An 18,593-nucleotide genomic window follows, 5' to 3' on the forward strand; every position below is an offset into this window, starting at 1 on the left:
AAGTTATCAGGAGTAAAATAATGAAAAGAATAGGATTAGTCCTTTTATTACCATTGATTTTTCTAAGTTGTAATAAAAGTGAACAGCAAAGTGGAGAGACAGGAACTACAGTTACCGTGGCCGATACAAATCAAGGTAGTTCTTGGGAATCATATAATAGCATTTGGAACTTAAAAACTTACAAGTTAACAGACAAAGCGACAAATACCTTCAAAAAATCCAGTGTCAGTTTAGGGTATGGTGAAGCTATTACTGTTTACTCAGAAATAATCAGTAATGCAAGTATAGCTGGAGGAACATCCAATGATATGGAATTTCAGAGGATAGATACAACTACTGATACAGATATTTGGGTTCCAACAAATAACATATTTCCACAGGCAAAATTAGGTATGATTTCAAGTGACGATACTGTTTTATATACAAAACCTGCAATGAGTGAACCATCTTCTAGAATTATTCCCTTTGGAACCTTAGTATCTATAGATAGTTCTACTGCCCCCATCAAAGATGGAACGAAGACTTTCATCAAAGTATTAGGTTGGGATGAAGTCTCTGCAACAAAAGGCTTCTTCAGTGGTTATCTTGATGAAAAGACAGTATCAACTGAAAAAAATGATATTGAAAGTTTGAAGATGTTATTCAAGGCCAACCATACTACCAATGAAACTGTTAAAACAGAATTGCTAGAAGGAGCTTTGACATTCAATTCCTCAGTGCTAAAAGGACAAATCCAAACAGCTCTGAACGAATTGAAAAACAAAACTGATGATACCGCACCAGTTTCTGGAAATGATAGATCTTCAGAACCTTTTGCAGCATTTGGATCGATAAATGATGATAATGTTAATGTAAGATCTACTCCAGACGAAACATTGGATAACGTTATCTCTGTAACATCCAATGGAACAAGTATCACTATTACTGAAAGAACAAAGAGCCAATTCACCATTGGTGGTGATACAGACTATTGGTATAAAGCCGATGAATTAAACGGTTGGGTCTTTGGTACGTTTGTAACGATCGAATAGAATTCTCTTTTTTTAATAGTAAGGGCTGTTGCAAATTTTATTTTGTGATAGCTCTTTTTTTTATCCCTTTTATTACTTCTCTTTTTGAAGCTTGCATAAAGACAGGATATTAGGTAATTTTTTATTGAAAACTATACAAAAGGAAATAAATCATGGTTGAACCTTTAGGTAAGAAGAGTCAAGTCAAAACTCGAAAAGGACCTGTTGTCCTTGTTATCATGGATGGAGTTGGCTACGGTAAAGTCCCCGAAGGTGACGCTGTTGCTAGAGCCTATACACCCAATTTAGATCGCTACACTGCTGAACATCCCCATACGAAGTTAAAAGCACATGGGACAGCAGTTGGTTTACCTTCAGATGGAGATATGGGCAATAGTGAAGTTGGTCACAATGCAATCGGATGTGGAAGGGTCTTTGCTCAAGGAGCGAAACTAGTCTCAAGTAGTATTGAGACAGGTGCCATGTTCGAAGGGGCAACTTGGAACAAGTTGATGAACAATGCCAAAACAACAAAAGGGGCTGTTCATTTTATTGGATTATTCTCAGATGGTAATGTACATAGTCACATAGACCATCTCAAAGCAATGATTACAAAAGCAAAAGAAGCAGGCGTTAGCCAGGTTCGTGTTCATGCCCTATTAGACGGACGTGATGTAGGGGAAACAACAGCTCTTGAATATGTCCTACCCTTTGAGGAGTTTTTAGCGTCCCTCACTGATTCTACCTTTGATGCTCAGATAGCTTCTGGTGGTGGACGAATGAACATCACTATGGACAGATATAATGCCAATTGGCCTATGGTGGAGAAAGGATGGGAGACCCATGTCTTAGGTGAGGGAAGAACTTTTGCTACTACCAAGGAAGCAATAGAGACTTTGCGTAAAGAAACAGAAGCTATTGATCAAGACTTACCACCTTTTGTTATTGCAAAAGACGGAAAACCAGTCGGAACCATCGAAGATGGAGATTCTGTTATCTATTTTAATTTCCGAGGGGATAGAGCCCTGGAAATCACTGCAGCTTTTGAAGAAGATGAGTTCTCTCATTTTGATCGAAAAAGACGTCCTAAAGTGGAATATGCGGGAATGATGGAATACGATGGAGATTTACATATACCTGCACAATATCTGGTATCCCCCCCAAGTATAGATAGAACTATGGGTGAATATTTGGCCTCCACTGGGGTTAAGCAATTTGCTATCAGCGAAACGCAGAAATATGGTCATGTGACTTATTTCTTTAACGGAAACCGTTCTGGAAAATTCAAGGAAGATATTGAGACTTATGAAGAGATTCCTTCCGATATTATTCCTTTTGAACAAAGACCCTGGATGAAGGCTGCAGAAATCACAGATCGATTGATTGACGTTGTCGATGAAGGTAAATATGATTTTATCAGAGTGAATTTTCCTAACGGAGATATGGTTGGTCACACAGGAAGTATGGCAGCAGTTATCTGTAGTATGGAAGCTTTGGACATTAGCCTTGGAAGACTAGAGAAAGCGGTTAAAAAAGCTGGGGGAGTTATGATATTAACAGCAGATCATGGAAATGCTGATGATATGTATGAAGTCAATAAAAAGACAAAAGCCGTTACCATAAAGGAAGATGGAAATCCCAAAGCCAAAACCAGCCATTCTCTCAATCCAGTACCTTGCCTTATTGTTGATCATGGTTACCAAGGTGATTATAAGAAGGAACTCAAATCTGACTTGGGTATCGCTAGTTTGGCAGCTACTTGTATTGAACTTCTAGGTTATGAAGCACCAGCTGATTATGAACCTAGTGTATTGGTATGGTAATTAATTACAAAATGAAATAAATCCAAAAGCTATTGTTTTACTCAATTAAGAGTAATCAATAGCTTTCTCTTTACTAAAGAGTCCTTCCCCATACAGTAAGACTAGCATTTTTAACTTGCTCTTTCATTCTTTGGAGGAGGATGTCTTTCTCCCTTTTCTTGAGAAAGGTTGCCTTAAGATTGTTTTCAATCAAAATAGCGATGTCTTTTACACTCAAGTTAAGATGTTTATACAAATTGTAGTATTCATCATTCAATTGGACATCAAACAACAAGGGATCATCTGTATTTATTGTCACCATCAACTCTGATCGAAAGAACTTTTTAATAGGATGAGAGCCCATTTCTTTCACATATTTGCCAGTGATAACATTACTTGTTGGGCAGATCTCTAAGGGAATTTGTTTCTTTTTGAGATACTCCATTAATTTCTCATCTTTAATGGCACTGGTACCATGACCAATTCTTTCTGATTTTAGATCTTTAATAGCTTCCCAAATAGATTCAGACTCTACTTCTTCACCTGCATGTGACACAACATGTAAACCGGCTCTTCGTGCCTTCTGAAATACTTTCTTATAGTCCCGCGCGGGGTTTCCTTCTTCAGCGCCACCTAAGCCAATTCCAATACAACGATGACAAGAAGATATCTTCTTGTTATATCCAATGAGAAGCTCCAGGTTATTATTGGCATTTTCAGGACCAAAGGAACGACTCACATCAAGAAGCATCAGTATCCGAACACCCGCTTCTTGTTCAATTATTTCAAATTCAGTTTCCAAGGCTTGCATCATCTGATTAAAGTCTATGCCATTTTGCAAAGCCTTAGAGGGACTGACAAAAACTTCCATATAGAATATTTGATTACTCTTGGCATAATGAAGGACATCCCTAGCCATAAGTTTAAAATCTTCTGGTTCTTTAAAAAAAGTCTGAAGATGAAAGAAGTGTTGAATCATCTCAGAAAGACTTGATATCTTTAAGTATTGCGCAAAGTCATCCACCGTATTCATAGCAGATTCCAATTGGTATTTCTTATTCAACTCAAGATATGTTTCGGGACGAACTGTCATCTCTGCGTGAATATGGATTTCTGTCTTGGATACACGAGATAGGAAGTCCATTAGTCTTTCTTTATCCCGTTCTTCAACCCTATTATCTATCATACTATTTAAGCCTTTTGAGTGTAAGTAATAGGCTCGGTAAAGCACCAAGCCCTTCTTCTATTATATCGTTATCGGCCTTATCTAACAAAAAAAATTGCATATTTTATAACTTATATCGGTAAAGAAGCTATTGTCCATGTCTTTTGATCGTTAAGCCCATCTTTTGCTATGATTTCACTACCACTGATAACACAACTATAGCTCTTTTCCATCGCTAATAAAAGGTGTTTTGCGGTTTCAATTAATGAGTGTCGATTCAAACTGAGGATTTGATCACGTTTCTCCTGCCGAAGACTGTTTTTTATTTTAAGAAGTCTTCTCCGGTAACCAATGGACAACTTATCATTTGGACTTAGAGGATGCTCTTCCCTTCCTACAACACCTATTATAGCCAATTCCAGATCTTTTTCAGAGAATTCACCATTAGCTATACTCTCTAATCCATTCTTAAACGTTTCCAGAGAACCTGTTATTCTAGGATCACGATAGGTTGCAAAAGCAAATATTCCTTCCAAGGCAGAAGCATTAGCAGAAGCACCGTAGGCTCCCCCTCTCATTCTGATATTTTCCCATAAATAACCAGTCCGTAAAAGATGAGATATGACAACAGAAGCAGCAAAATTGGACTGGCCTAAACGAGGACCGTTAAAAGCAGTGGCTACATAACCAACAGTTGCAGGAACAGACCATGCCTCATGAGATTTCTTAGATTGCTCAAATGGGGGAATATTCACAGTATCAACGTGGGGAACTTCAGTTAATGTTGTAATTAACTTATTAGCTTCCTTAGCCACATCATTATAGGTGTTCGCCTCTTGAACCATGATGTTAACAACGACGTTATTTTGATTAAAGATATGACCTCGTATTGATTTAAATACATTACTCATCATGCTCAACAGCTTGTCTTCATCTTTCTGATAATCACTATATAATTCATCTAGGAAGAAAATTTGACTGATTCCATTTATAAGTTCTTCCTGATGGGAAGCTTCACTTAAATGTGAAGCGGCTCTATTGGAGGCATAACTATTGCCAGAAGGAATTACATGGGATTTGCTATCATTACGTAGTTCGAACAAAAGATCCTTTAAACGTTTTTTGTTATCCAAATCGGCATTCACAATGATCTCTTTAACAAGATCAAAAGCCTCACTCCTATATTCTGATAAATATTTTACCCGTAAATAAAATGAACCATATGTGTTCTCATCTATGGAAGAAGAAATGGAAGGGTAAATACTTAATCCCCCAAGTTTTAATCTTATTGTTTCTTCCAGATCACCATAACTTAGCTGGGAAGTACCCGTTCCAGTTAGAGCTTTTCGGAATAGTTGTAGCCAGGGCAAATACTTTTTATCTAAACCTTCCAGGGAAAACACAAAATCAACATACTCAATACCATTGGTAAAATCATTCTGAGCTGTTATAAGATGAGGAGATTCTGATAACACATCAAAATCTACAGTACGTACTGTTTTGGGAAGATCATCCAATGATAAAAATGGTATCTTATCCAGGTCTTTCTGAGCATCCGGTTTGTTTTGGAATTCTTCAAATTTCTTTCTTTGTGTATAAAGAGCTTGTATTCCTTCGTCTCCAAGAACTTCTTTGTGCTTACTTAATTTGGCTTGTAGTTCCTTGTCTTCCCTTGTTTGGAGCTCTTTATCTGGATAAAGGGTGACTAAGGTTCTATGAGGGTTTGAGATTAACCATTTGTCCATTATTTTAACGAAATAGTCTGAGTCCTCCTGGTAAGCTTTTTTAACTAAATCCATCCATTTTGTGAATCTGGTTGAATCAAAAGGATCCTGGCCATGTAACCATCCTCGAAGAGCTCTTCTCATCAAACGCAACCCCGCTGGGCCACCTTTGATTTCTCTTTGGTGGAATTCAAAAACCCGGATTGTACCATCCACTGCTTCCGCAGAAAAACCATCCTGTTTTATCTCATTCAGGGTAGCAAAAACCAATTCATTGAATTTATCCTGATCTTCGTTAGACATCCCCCTTAAACCTACTGTAAACACAGATTCGCGGACTTCTGTTTCGTATCCTGATACAGGTGATAAATCTTCACCAATACCTGAATCGACTAAAGCTTTTAGTAAGGGAGATCCAGAATGCCCGATTAGCAACTCACTTAAAATATCGAGGGACAGTAGCTCAACAGGATCCATGACATCAGCCGTTTTCCAACTGAGAAGTACAGAACTTTCCCTTTGGGAATCTGCATTCTCCGAACCAGGAAAAGGAATAGCTACTTGTTTTGGATTTGACCAGGTAGAACTACGGGGCAATTCTCTTGGGGGCAGGCTCTGGGTATATTCCTTTAGATAGTTTTCTTCAAGAAAGGCTAATTGTTCTTCTAATGGAATATCTCCATACAAGAATAACTGACAGTTGGATGGATGATACAAGGTTTTATGAAATTCAACAAATTGATCATATGTTAAATCAGGGATGTATTTAGGATCACCACCAGAATCATAACTATAAGGACCGTTATCAAATACAGCTCGCAGGCTCCACTCAGAAGCAATGGAATCCTGATTTGAATAATTCCCTTTCATTTCATTGTAAACAACACCGGATATGGATAAATTACCCTGATCGTCTATCACAAGGCGATGTCCTTCCTGCTGGAATATTTCTTCCTTCAGTAGAGGATTGAATACAGCATCACTATAGACATTTAACAGATTAAAATAATCTTTCTTGTTGGTTGAAGCACCCGGGTATACAGTTTTATCAGGGAATGTAAAGGCATTAAGAAAAGTATTGATACTTCCTTTGAGTAAATTAAGAAAGGGATCCTTTACAGGAAATTTCTTAGATCCGGATAAAACTGAGTGTTCCAATATATGAGCGACACCAGTTGAATCCTCAGGAAAAGTTTTGAAGGCAAAGGCGAATAAGTTTTCAGGATCATCATTCTGAAGAGCCAGTACCTCCATATTGGTTTTATTATGTTTTAGGTATATTCCAGTACTTCTGAATTCAGGAAGCTCTTCAACCTTATAAACAGTAAATCCTGCAATGGAACCACCGACTTTATGCATAGAATGTATCCTTTTGTTTATTTTTCTAAGGGATCCTGCCAGTTATATAAACCACCAAAATCATAGACATTTGTGTATCCTAAACTCTCCAGTGTTCTTTTGGCAAGAGCTGAGCGATTACCAGATCGACAATAAACAACTAGTTGCTGATCCTTTGAGGCTTTAGGATAATTATTTCTTAATTGATCCACAGGATAGAGCTTAGCACCTGGAATATGGCCTCTGTTGTACTCTTCCTTAGTGCGAACATCCAGTATTATGAGTTTCTTATTTGTTTCAATCTGATTCTTTAACCATTCATATTTAGCTGGATCTGCTTTTGGGGCAGCAAAAATAGGAAAGGCAATGGCAATAACCAAAACAATAACAATAATAAATATGATTTTTTGCATATAGATCTCCTTTGATATCAAAAGATCTATCTAAAACATTATATCGTCAACTAATAATATCAAAAAAAAGAGCCCCATAAGGGGCTCGGGATTCCTAGTGTTTGTTGGATTGTTGCAACTTTCGAAGTTTTTTAGCCTGCTTTCGCTCTAAGGCTTTTCTCTTCTTATTCTTGATGGTTGAAGGTTTTTCAAAATACTCACGCTTCTTCCATTCTCGAATGATGCCTTCCTTTTCAACCATACGCTTAAAACGTTTGATTGCTTTTTCTAAAACTTCGTTATCATCTACTCGAATAACGGCGATAGGAATCACCTCCCTTATTGTTTAGTGCTTCTCATCATATGGATTAATTGAGTCTTGTCAAGAAGAGGATTGTCAAATAGAAGCAATGGATCAACAGGAATGGTTTGTATGCGTACTTCAAAGTGTAAATGAGGCCCTGTGACCAATCCAGTAGAACCTACTTTACCGATAAGAGAATCCCGTTCAACAATATCACCTACCTTACAGAGTAACTCATCCAGATGATAATATAAGGAATACACTCCCGGGAGATGCTCAATGATAATAGTATTACCTGTGATAATTCGAGATTGAGCCATAACAACCTGCCCCTTACTACAAGCTTTAACCGGTGTACCAACAGGAGCCGCAAAATCCAATCCGTTATGAATACTAGTGGCTTTCTTACCATCACTATAGATGTAGACTCTTCTGTCTCCATAAAAGGCACTGTGTCTTTTATAGGAAGAGAGAGGAATCGCAAAATTACCTATACTATAAAATCCAGATTCCTCATTGGCACTGATGACAGACCATAATTCTGCTGATTCCTCAGCACGTTTTTTAGAGTCATCTGTTCTAAGATTAGACATTTTTTGATTTAAAGGAATATCTTCACTAAGAAAATTCTTTTGCTTTATTGTCATGGTCTGTTCGAAGATCTCAAAACTATCTTCATCCTCAATGACAACCTTATATTCCCCCGCAGGCCACCAGCTATCAACACCTAAGACTCCATAATAAAGAGAACGATCATTAGGCAATGGATACAATTTGTCATAAGAACGTTCTATTCCTTTAGTGTCATAGAGAGTGACCTGATATGGAGGAGTTTCTTCCATTCTGACAAAAACAGAAAAGTATCCTCCCTGGGTAGCTTCAGAAGGAATAAAGTATGATACATCAGCAAAAGCTGAGAGAACTACAAAGAGAAGAACAAAAATCAATAGCGATGATTTATACATTATTATTTTACATCCAATAGGGTAAGTTGAAGCGATTCCTGGTTGTAAAAATTATTACGACCCAAGTGAAAAGCTAAACTTACAGATTTACCTTGAACAATATCAGAACCAACTCTGTCTGCAGAGTTCCAGAATATAGCAGGCCATTTATACTTACCATAAGCAAGAAGGAGTTTGACATGTTTCTTTTCCCCCTTACCTATGAGATCAATATTCTCAATTAAGGCATCTTTTAAAGCAAAAACAAGAGGACGATGACCTTCTCCATAGGGTTCCAATTTATCAACCACTTTTATTAAGTCAGGAGTCATATAATCCGGTGGCAGCTCTGCATCAATATCAAGGGTATCCTCAGTGGATTCCTCCATATGGAATTGGTCAATAGTAGTCTCTACCTGAAGAAAAAACTCATTCCTCTTTGCCTGATCCAAACTAAAACCAGCTGCAGCATCATGACCACCATAATCCCTAAAGAAACTCTCAAGACTTTTGAGAAAGTTCATGGCATTGAAGTTACGATTGGCTCTTACAGAACCAACAATATAATCATCCTGTAGAGTACAGACCATCGCTGGAGCATCAAAACGCTGAACCAATCTTGCGGCAAGTATACCAGTAATACCACGAGGAATATCGGGATGATAGATGACACATAATCTCTTATTATGCCTTTCAAAACTTTCCTGCCCCATGGGATATATGGTATTCCACGCATCTTCACCCAGTTGACGCCTCTCTTTGTTTAAACCTAGGATCTGATCAACAAGCTTATTGATTTCGTCTTGATTTTTGGAAGTTAATAATCTGACAGCTTTATCAGGTTGCCCCATACGACCAGTAGAATTAATAACAGGGGATAATTGCCAAGACACGTCTGAGGCAGATATTTTTTTGCCAAAAAGTTTTAAACGCCTCAGTAATTCACGAAGTCCCGGATTCTCAGTCTCACTTAAAAATTCCAAACCTTTGCGAACAAGAATTCGATTCTCATCTTTAAGATCCATAAGATCAGCTAATGTTCCCATAGCAACAAGATCTAAGGTGTTGCGGTATACATCATTAAGCTGCCCTTGAGTTTTGAGCATGTATGTCACGAAAATGCTATAAAAGATATCTACTTCTTCTGCTGGTTTGGCAGTGTAACGGGATATCCGGCTTTTACTTTTCATTCGTAACAAACTTTGATCCGCTAGAGGGGGAAATGACTCAGCAATTTTCGGAGCTATATCAAGATAATGGATTTCATAAGCCTTTCCGAAGATTTTACGGAACATAGCTTCCTGAGTATTACCTTGATAGACAAATATAGGCTGTCCCTGTAGAAAATCAATGATTCCCATAGTCTTGGGATCGCCAACACCGGGAACTATTACCTCATGAAGACGGGATTGAATGTTCAGATTCAATACTTTTATGGCTTCTATGAGATAACTGTCATTTAAAGGACGAATATTTAACAAACAAAAAGACTGGTTATAGAGCTCAGTTTGACCAAAAGCTAAGGCAAAGGCCACTTTGGAAGCTACACCACATCCTGCCAAATCCCTATGAGGATAACCACAGGCATCCATTTTGGGATTAATAATAACTAATGCATCAGGAAGGTCTTCTCCAGGATTATGATGATCCAATATCATGACATCAACACCTAATTCATTAGCTCTTTTAACTTCTTCTGTATTACTAATACCACAATCAACGGTGATGATAAGTGTACCTGAGTTTTTGGCGAACTCTTCCACAACATTAATGGTTAAACCATAAGGATCATTGCCTAATGGTAAACCCCATTCAACCTCTAGCCCCAGGCCTATCAGGGCATTATATAAGATGACAGTACTGGTAATACCATCAACATCACGGTCCCCAAAGACAAGAACCCTTTCGCCCTCATCTTGAGCCAGTTTTATCCGATCAACAAGATCATCCATACGATCAAATTCAAAAGGGTTATGGAGGAATCGAAAATCCTCCTCTATAAAGAAACGGATATCCTCAGGGCGTAGCACCCCCCTTCTGGCAAGAATGGAAGATGTTAATAAGTCTAGTTCATAATTCTGTGCTATATCCCTTACAAGGGACGAATTGATTTCTTTTTTATTCCATATCATATTGAAGCAATCTCAGCGAGAATCATACCCTCTTGCTGGATTTCATTATCTGAGAAAGAATAAGCTGACAATATCCGTTCTGCGCCATGTTTTAATTTCTCTTGATCTTCGGCGTAGACAACACATAAAGGCTCTCCTGTTTTCACAAGATCTCCTGTCTTTCTTACAAATTCATATCCCACATTAAACAGAACAGGATCGGTTGTTTTATTCCGGCCTGCTCCTAAACCAGAAGCCCCTAAACCGGCCTCGAGGGCATTTATACCACTAATATAACCGGAAACGGGAGATTCCACAACCAGACTATAAGAGCTCCTTCTTTGCTCATAATCTTTCTTTAGTTGTTCCACATCCCCACCCTGGAACGCCACATTTTCATAAAACTTATCGAGAGCCTTACCATTACTAATATTTTGACGACAGAGGGCTTCAGCCTCTTTCACATTTTCACAGACAGCTCCTGCCACTAACATCCAGGCTGTTAATCGATAGGTAACATCCATTAAATCCTTTGGGCCTTCCCCTTTCAAACACTTAATTGATTCTTCAACTTCGAGAAAATTTCCAGTCATCACACCAAGAGGTTCTTCCATTCTTGTCAGAACAGCTACGACATTTCGTCCTAGACTCTTTCCTGTATTTACCAGGCTTTCAGCAAGAGCTTTTGCAGAATCAAAATCTTTCATGAAAGCTCCTTGTCCACATTTCACATCAAAAATAAGACTCTGGGCACCCTCTGCAAATTTCTTACTCATAATACTAGCTGTTATTAAAGGTATGGATTCAACAGTTCCTGTTACATCCCTTAAGGCATACATCAATCTATCTGCAGGTACTACTTTTTTGCTTTGTCCTGTCATGATCATACCAGTCTCAGTTAAACCTTTACGAATCTGATCTTCACTTAGAGCAGTAGAATACCCTTCAATACTATCCAGCTTATCCAGGGTTCCTCCCGTATGCCCTAAGGCACGACCAGACATCATGGGAACCTTTAATCCACAAGAAGCGGCAAGAGGGGCTAATATCAAACTAACCTTGTCTCCAACACCACCAGTAGAATGTTTATCCACAAAGGGACCTTCTATACCAGAGAGATCAAAAACATCTCCTGACTCAATCATAAGCTTTGTTAAGTATCCCGTTTCTTCTGGTGTCATACCTTTAAAATAAACAGCCATTAACCAAGCTGATACCTGATATTCAGGAATATCTCCTGACACATAACCTTCTATTAAAAAACGGAGCTCTTCTTCGGATAAAGCTTTTCCGTCACGTTTTTTCATTATAATTTCAACAGCTCTCATGGGGCCTCCTTTTATATATACATTATTATAGATAGAGTTCAAAAAAGTACATGATATTGTTGTGAATAAAAAGAACTCCTTTTTCATTTTTCATAATACCATACACCAACCTGGAGGACTTTTTATATTCCCCCTTTTCACTCTCACTTAAATCCCCAAAGCCTCATTGCATTGAACAGGCATTTAAGGAATAATATAAGCTCCAAGTTAACACCTTATTATTTGAGAGAGGATACCATGAAAGACCCTAAGATCATCTATACCTTAACAGATGAAGCACCCGCCTTGGCAACCTATTCCTTATTACCCATCATCAGGAAATTTGCCCAATCAGCTGAGGTTGATTTTGAACTGGCAGATATATCATTGGCAGGAAGAATATTGGCATCTTTTCCCGAACACTTACAACCAGAACAACGCATTCCTGATGACCTAGCCCGATTAGGTCAACTCGTTCAAGAACCAGAAGCAAATGTTATCAAACTTCCGAACATATCCGCTTCTATTCCCCAGTTGAAAGCAGCCATAAAAGAGCTACAGGATAAAGGCTATGCCCTCCCCAATTATCCTGAATCCCCTCATTCGGATGAGGATAGAAAAGTCAAAAAAATCTACGACAAAATCAAAGGAAGTGCTGTTAATCCTGTACTTAGAGAAGGAAACTCTGATAGAAGAGCTCCTAAAGCCGTTAAACAATATGCCAAGAATCATCCCCATAGGATGGGAGCATGGTCCAGCCAATCCAAGAGCCATGTTTATACCATGACAAAGGGTGACTTCTTTGATACAGAACAATCCATCACTATAGATAAAGAGGATAGCTTTACAATAGAATTTGTAACGGAGAAGGGAGATACACAGATTCTCAAAGAATCAGCGCCTTTACTCAAAGGCGAGATTCTTGATGCGGCAGTACTAAAACAATCCGACCTTCGCCAAACCATCAAAGCGGCCATGTCAGAAGCATTAGAGGAAGATATTCTTTTCTCAGTTCATTTAAAAGCCACCATGATGAAGGTATCTGACCCAGTTCTTTTTGGACAGGTTGTCGCCCTTTATTTTGAATCCCTCTTCACTAAACATAAGGATGAGTTTGCCAAGCTATCAGTTGACCCTAACTTGGGAATGACAGATATTCTTAACAAAATCAAAGAATTGCCAAAGGATGTTCAAGATCAAGTCCTTGCAGACCTAGATAAATGTTATAAAGAACAACCAGACTTGGCCATGGTCAATTCTGATAAAGGAATCACGAACCTCCATGTTCCCAGTGATGTCATTATTGATGCCTCCATGCCTGCAGCGATACGTAACTCTGGACAAATGTGGGGACCGGATGGCAACTCGAAGGATACACTCTACCTGATTCCTGACCGATCCTATGCAGGTATCTATCAAAAAACAATAGAAAACTGTAAAAAGGAAGGAGCCTTTGATCCTACCACAATGGGGTCTGTAGCCAATATTGGTCTCATGGCACAGCAAGCCGAAGAATATGGTTCCCACGATAAAACTTTTATTGCACCATCAAAGGGTGTTATGCAGGCAATAAACAGTGAAGGAAAAGTACTTCTCTCACAGGAAGTAGAACAGGGTGATATCTTCCGTATGTGCCAGGTAAAGGATGCCCCCATTCAAGATTGGATTGGTTTAGCTGTAAAGAGAGCTAAAGCCACTCAAGATCCAGCTATCTTCTGGTTAAATCCTAAACGAGCTCATGACAATCAGATCATTAATAAGATTAATACCTACCTTCCCCAATATGAGACAACAGGTTTAGACATTCAGATCCTGTCTCCAGAAGAAGCAACGGAGTATACCCTCCAACGCATTCGAAAAGGATTGAATACCATATCTGTAACAGGAAATGTATTAAGAGATTATCTAACAGACCTCTTCCCCATCCTGGAAGTAGGAACATCAGCCAAGATGTTATCCATTGTTCCTCTCATGGAAGGAGGTGGATTATTTGAAACAGGAGCTGGTGGATCGGCCCCTAAACATGTACAGCAATTCCAGGAAGAGAACCACCTGAGATGGGATTCTTTAGGAGAATTTCTTGCTATTGCCGTATCACTGGAACACCTTAGCCAATCCTATGGCAATACGAAAGCAGGTATCTTAGGAGAAACCTTAGAGGAAGCAACAGCCAATCTATTAGAGGCCAATAAATCACCCAGCCGTAAAGCAGGACAAATAGACAATAGAGGAAGTCATTTCTTTCTATGTCTTTACTGGGCCAAGGCCCTATCAGAACAGACAAAGGATGCTGTCTTAAAAGAGCAATTTACACCTTTCTACAAAGCACTTGCGGACAAGGAAAGCACCATTGAGAAAGAGCTGATCAACTGTCAAAACACAGCGGTTGATATGAAAGGCTACTACAAACCGGATGTAAAGAGGGTAAGTCAACTCATGCGGCCCTCTGCGACCTTTAATACCATACTGGACAGTAATCTATAAATCAAAGAATCCCTGAGGACATTTTAATCGTCTTCAGGGAATAGTTTATTTCATTCTGTATATGAGCAATAAGTATTGATTTAAGGGTACTAATGTCTTGATCAGACAAAGTGACCTTCAAGGATTTCTCCAGACTCAAATCATAAGTGTACTTCAAATACTTAATGACACCACGATGAATCATCAGATGCCGACTATCACTGAGTTCCGCACTTGTGAAACCATTATAGGATTTTTGATAATAGATAGAAGTTTCTCCATCAAGAGGAACTCCAGTCTTACAACAATGCTCAAAATCAGGGGCAAAACCAAGAACCACAAGAAGACGCCATAGATATTGTATAAGAATATAATCCACATCCTTTTCACTACAATCATTCAGGCAATACAGACTTTGTTTCATTAGGTCAAAAAAATAAGGCCCATCTGTTTCATTCCAGAAAAGATGGGGATAGATCTCTGCCATAACGCAACCGGCGAAGTAGGCTTTGAGATTTGTTCCAATATTAACAAAAGTTTCGCCACCATCAACAGAACTCAACTTCCAGAACCCCTTAACGGGATCATGATAAAGGTCTCCAGACCCATAGGCCAGATGACTGGTATAGCCATGGAGTTTCCCTTTGCTTTTGAGAGCGCCAAAAGCTGTAGCCCTTAAAATGCCCAATTCAGGTGTCAATAAACTCAATAATCTATTAGATTCACCCATTTTATCTGATTTAATAACGATATATTCCGATTTAAAATGCCTATTACTATCCAATACTTGCCCTGAAGAAAATTCTTTCCTAAATTATAGTTCTAAATGATACAAAAGGAGAATCCCATTGGAAAAACAAATTATACCAGCTGACTCGGTATTACCCAATAAGCTATTATTGATTCCTTTACTCGGAAAGCCGATTTTCCCAGGTATATTCACCCCTTTAATGATTTCCTCCAAAGAGGATGTTGCTGTTATTGATCAAGCTATGGAAGGGGATAAGGTCATTGGGTTAGTATTACTTAAGAACGAAGAAGAGGATGATATCCCCAACAATCTATACCAAATTGGAACAGTGGCCAAGATTGTCAAAAGAATAAACCTTCCCGACGGAGGGCTCAATGTCTTTATATCAACCTTAAAAAGATTCAAAATAAAGAAAAACCTCACACAGGAAAGCCCTCTCATAGCAGCCGTGGATTATCTCGATGATGAAAACAATGCTGATGAGGTAGAACTTAAAGCCCTAACCCGTTCTCTCATCTCAGAGATGAAACAAATATCAGAAGGCAATCCCCTCTTCTCAGAAGAAATGCGTCTTAATATGGTCAACATTGATCAACCAGGTAAAATAGCTGATTTCATAGCCAGTATCCTTAATATCGGTCGTCAGGACCAGCAGACCATACTGGAAACCCTGGAAATCAAGGCTCGTATGGAGATGGTTCTCGTTCATATCAAAAAAGAGCAAGAACTCATCCGTATCCAGAAAAAAATCAGTAAGCAAATCAATGAAAAGATCGAAAAAAGCCAGAGAGAGTATTTTTTAAGAGAAGAACTAAAAGCTATTAAGCAAGAATTAGGCATTGCGACAGATGCGAAAACATCAGAGTACCAAAAGTTCAAAGAAGCCATTGATAAACTACCCCTAGAAGGTGAAGTACTCAAACAAGTAACATCTGAACTCGACAAGTTCAGCCTCATGGAACCTTCCAGTTCTGAATACATTGTCACTCGTAACTATATTGAAACCATAGCCAATCTTCCCTGGGGAGAACCGGAATTAAAAGATATTGACCTTAGTGAAGGACAAAAAATCCTTGATAGGGATCATTATGGATTAGAGGATGTCAAAGAACGTATCCTGGAATTCTTGGCAGTAAAACAACTAAAGAAGGATTCCAAAGGATCTATCCTCTGCTTAGTAGGACCTCCCGGAGTGGGGAAAACCAGTATTGGTAAGTCTGTAGCAACAGCTTTAGGTCGCCCTTTCTTCCGTTTTAGTGTAGGAGGCATGCGGGATGAAGCAGAAATCAAAGGACATCGCCGTACTTATGTAGGAGCCATGCCTGGTAAGATCATCCAGGGAATGAAAATAGTGGGCGACAAAGCTCCTGTATTCATGATTGATGAAATAGACAAACTGGGACAGAGCTATCAAGGGGATCCTTCCAGTGCCTTACTAGAAGTACTGGACCCTGAACAGAATATCAACTTCAGAGATCATTACCTGGATCTCCCCTTTGACATAAGTCATGTTATGTTTGTGGCAACAGCTAATACTCTGGATACCATTCCTAGACCCTTACTGGACAGAATGGAAATCATACGCCTCTCCGGCTATATTGCAGAAGAAAAGATAGCCATTGCCAAGAAATACATCATTCCCAAGTCCCTTGAAAAGAATGGTCTCAAAAAGAAGGACGTTAAATATCTCAAAAGCGGACTTGATGGGATTGCCACCAACTACGCACGTGAAGCAGGTATGCGTAACTTTGAAAAGATGATCGAAAAGGTTCATCGTAAGATCGCAAAGAAAATCGTACTAAAAGAAGAAGAAGGCCCCTTCTCTATTGGAGAAGATAATCTCAAGGATTTTCTGGGTCAGCCCATCTTCCGTGAAGATGAAATCAAAGCAGTTACAGCTCCCGGTATGACCATAGGTTTAGCCTGGACAAACTTCGGCGGAGATACTCTGATCATAGAAGCGCTGGCGACAAAAGGAAAAGGTGGTTTAAAACTCACAGGCCAAATGGGTGAAGTAATGCAGGAATCAGCCAGTATAGCCTATACCTATGTTAAATCCATTGCAGAAAAATGGGGTGTTGAACCTAAATGGTTTGATGAACATGCTATTCACCTGCATATTCCTGAAGGAGCTACCCCAAAAGATGGACCCAGTGCAGGTATCACCATGGCCTCTGCCCTGTTAAGTTTAGTAACAGGTAAGGTGATTAAAAAGCATCTAGGAATGACAGGAGAACTATCTCTTGCGGGTAAAGTCATGCCCATAGGAGGTCTCAAAGAGAAGACCATTGCTGCTCGAAGGAATAAATTGAAGCATATTATCATCCCCTATCACAACTCCAGGGACTTGGAAGAAATCCCTGAACATGTTAAAAAGGGTATAAAATTTTATCCAGTAGAGCATATAAATGAAGTATTTGACATCATATTTTAAGACAGGAGGCTTAGTCCTCCTTCTTCTATTAGCAAGCTGTAGTAAGCCAGAACAGGCAGAAGCTGATCCTACAGAGGACACAAAAACGATCAATATTATCAATCCAGATTATACGTACACAGCGGATGAGTTCGAAGCACTCCTTGTTAATTTACCAGAAGACATGGCACAAAAGATCAGACAAAATCCTAGTGAGTTCTTATCAGATCTCGAAAGGATTTGGAAATACCCAGCGGATTACTTTGTGATTGCGGACAAAACCCACGCCTTAGGACCAGATTATAAACCTAAAGATTTACGTAAGCTAACAGACTTTCCACATTTAACATTAAGCCGTAATGATTTATCACTTAGACAAATTGTTTTAGATGATTTGTTTGAAATGGTAGAGGATGCTCGCCTAGAAGGCTTAACCATTATGGTGTCCTCTACTTATCGTTCTTATGATTACCAAAAAGCTCTCTTTGAGAGGTATGTAGGAGAGATCGGTTATGAGCAAGCATCTAGGGAAAGTGCTATTGCTGGAACCAGTCAGCACCAGTTAGGAACAGTTATTGATTTTGGAAGCATCACCGATGCCTATGCCAATACAGCGCCAGGAAAATGGTTGATGGCCAATTCATGGAAGTATGGTTTTTCCCTCAGTTATCCTGATGGTTATGAAGAGGTCACAGGTTATCGTTATGAGAACTGGCACTATCGATGGATTACAAAAGAAGGTTGTGAGTTACAAAGAAAGTGGTTTGGAGATATTCAACACTATCTGATCAACTTCCTTAATGATAATAGGGAAGACTTACTGGCCCATTACAAAAAGGATGTTAATCCTGCAGAATAAGACAAGAGGC

At 39.0% G+C, this 18,593-nt stretch carries 13 protein-coding genes; 5 read left to right on the top strand and 8 right to left on the bottom strand.

Translation table 11 applies throughout. From position 1 onward, the window contains the following. Positions 1-20: 20 nt before the first annotated feature. Both K345_RS0100160 and gpmI read left to right on the top strand, forming a co-directional pair. Entirely contained in the window at positions 21-1,031 is a 1,011-nt protein-coding gene (locus K345_RS0100160) for an SH3 domain-containing protein (protein ID WP_028972446.1), read from the top strand. Positions 1,032-1,183: 152 nt separating this feature from the next. After that, positions 1,184-2,833, top strand: coding sequence for a 2,3-bisphosphoglycerate-independent phosphoglycerate mutase (gpmI, locus tag K345_RS0100165; RefSeq protein WP_028972447.1), 1,650 nt, complete (start codon positions 1,184-1,186; stop codon positions 2,831-2,833). Positions 2,834-2,906: 73 nt separating this feature from the next. Here gpmI and add read toward each other — a convergent pair whose 3' ends face one another. The 7 genes from add to K345_RS0100200 all read right to left on the bottom strand — a co-directional run bounded on the left by add (position 2,907) and on the right by K345_RS0100200 (position 12,118). Next, entirely contained in the window at positions 2,907-3,998 is a 1,092-nt protein-coding gene (gene add / locus K345_RS19050) for an adenosine deaminase (RefSeq protein WP_156888245.1), read from the bottom strand. A 110-nt stretch (positions 3,999-4,108) separates the two neighbouring features. After that, positions 4,109-7,060, bottom strand: a complete 2,952-nt coding sequence (locus K345_RS19055) for an insulinase family protein (RefSeq protein WP_053227928.1) — start codon at positions 7,058-7,060, stop codon at positions 4,109-4,111. Between the two features lie 17 nt (positions 7,061-7,077). Beyond that, positions 7,078-7,452, bottom strand: coding sequence for a rhodanese-like domain-containing protein (locus tag K345_RS19060; protein ID WP_053227929.1), 375 nt, complete (start codon positions 7,450-7,452; stop codon positions 7,078-7,080). A gap of 94 nt (positions 7,453-7,546) precedes the next feature. Continuing rightward, on the bottom strand, positions 7,547-7,756 hold the full coding sequence (rpsU, locus tag K345_RS0100185) for a 30S ribosomal protein S21 (RefSeq protein WP_169714742.1): 210 nt from the start codon (positions 7,754-7,756) through the stop codon (positions 7,547-7,549). 14 nt (positions 7,757-7,770) lie between these two features. After that, the gene (locus K345_RS19065) at positions 7,771-8,700 is read right to left on the bottom strand and encodes a M23 family metallopeptidase (protein ID WP_053227930.1); all 930 of its coding nucleotides are present in this window, start codon (positions 8,698-8,700) and stop codon (positions 7,771-7,773) included. 2 nt (positions 8,701-8,702) lie between these two features. Continuing rightward, positions 8,703-10,811, bottom strand: a complete 2,109-nt coding sequence (gene recJ, locus K345_RS0100195; RefSeq protein WP_028972449.1) for a single-stranded-DNA-specific exonuclease RecJ — start codon at positions 10,809-10,811, stop codon at positions 8,703-8,705. Beyond that, the gene (locus K345_RS0100200) at positions 10,808-12,118 is read right to left on the bottom strand and encodes a thymidine phosphorylase (RefSeq protein ID WP_028972450.1); all 1,311 of its coding nucleotides are present in this window, start codon (positions 12,116-12,118) and stop codon (positions 10,808-10,810) included. Before K345_RS0100200 ends, recJ begins: the two co-directional genes overlap by 4 nt. A 237-nt stretch (positions 12,119-12,355) precedes the next feature. Between K345_RS0100200 and K345_RS0100205 the strand changes: the two genes are divergently transcribed. Beyond that, positions 12,356-14,581, top strand: a complete 2,226-nt coding sequence (locus tag K345_RS0100205) for an NADP-dependent isocitrate dehydrogenase (RefSeq protein ID WP_028972451.1) — start codon at positions 12,356-12,358, stop codon at positions 14,579-14,581. Position 14,582: 1 nt separating this feature from the next. Here the strand turns inward: K345_RS0100205 and recO are convergent, their stop codons facing one another. Then, the gene (gene recO / locus K345_RS0100210) at positions 14,583-15,344 is read right to left on the bottom strand and encodes a DNA repair protein RecO (RefSeq protein ID WP_028972452.1); all 762 of its coding nucleotides are present in this window, start codon (positions 15,342-15,344) and stop codon (positions 14,583-14,585) included. A gap of 58 nt (positions 15,345-15,402) precedes the next feature. Here recO and lon point away from each other — a divergent pair, with 58 nt between their 5' ends. After that, on the top strand, positions 15,403-17,745 hold the full coding sequence (gene lon, locus K345_RS0100215; RefSeq protein WP_156888246.1) for an endopeptidase La: 2,343 nt from the start codon (positions 15,403-15,405) through the stop codon (positions 17,743-17,745). After that, positions 17,720-18,583, top strand: a complete 864-nt coding sequence (locus tag K345_RS0100220) for a M15 family metallopeptidase (protein ID WP_053227931.1) — start codon at positions 17,720-17,722, stop codon at positions 18,581-18,583. The genes lon and K345_RS0100220 overlap by 26 nt, the downstream gene beginning before the upstream one ends. Positions 18,584-18,593: the final 10 nt, after the last annotated feature.

The sequence above is a fragment of the Spirochaeta cellobiosiphila DSM 17781 genome, assembly GCF_000426705.1.
In the GTDB taxonomy this organism is placed as follows: domain Bacteria; phylum Spirochaetota; class Spirochaetia; order DSM-17781; family DSM-17781; genus Spirochaeta_E; species Spirochaeta_E cellobiosiphila.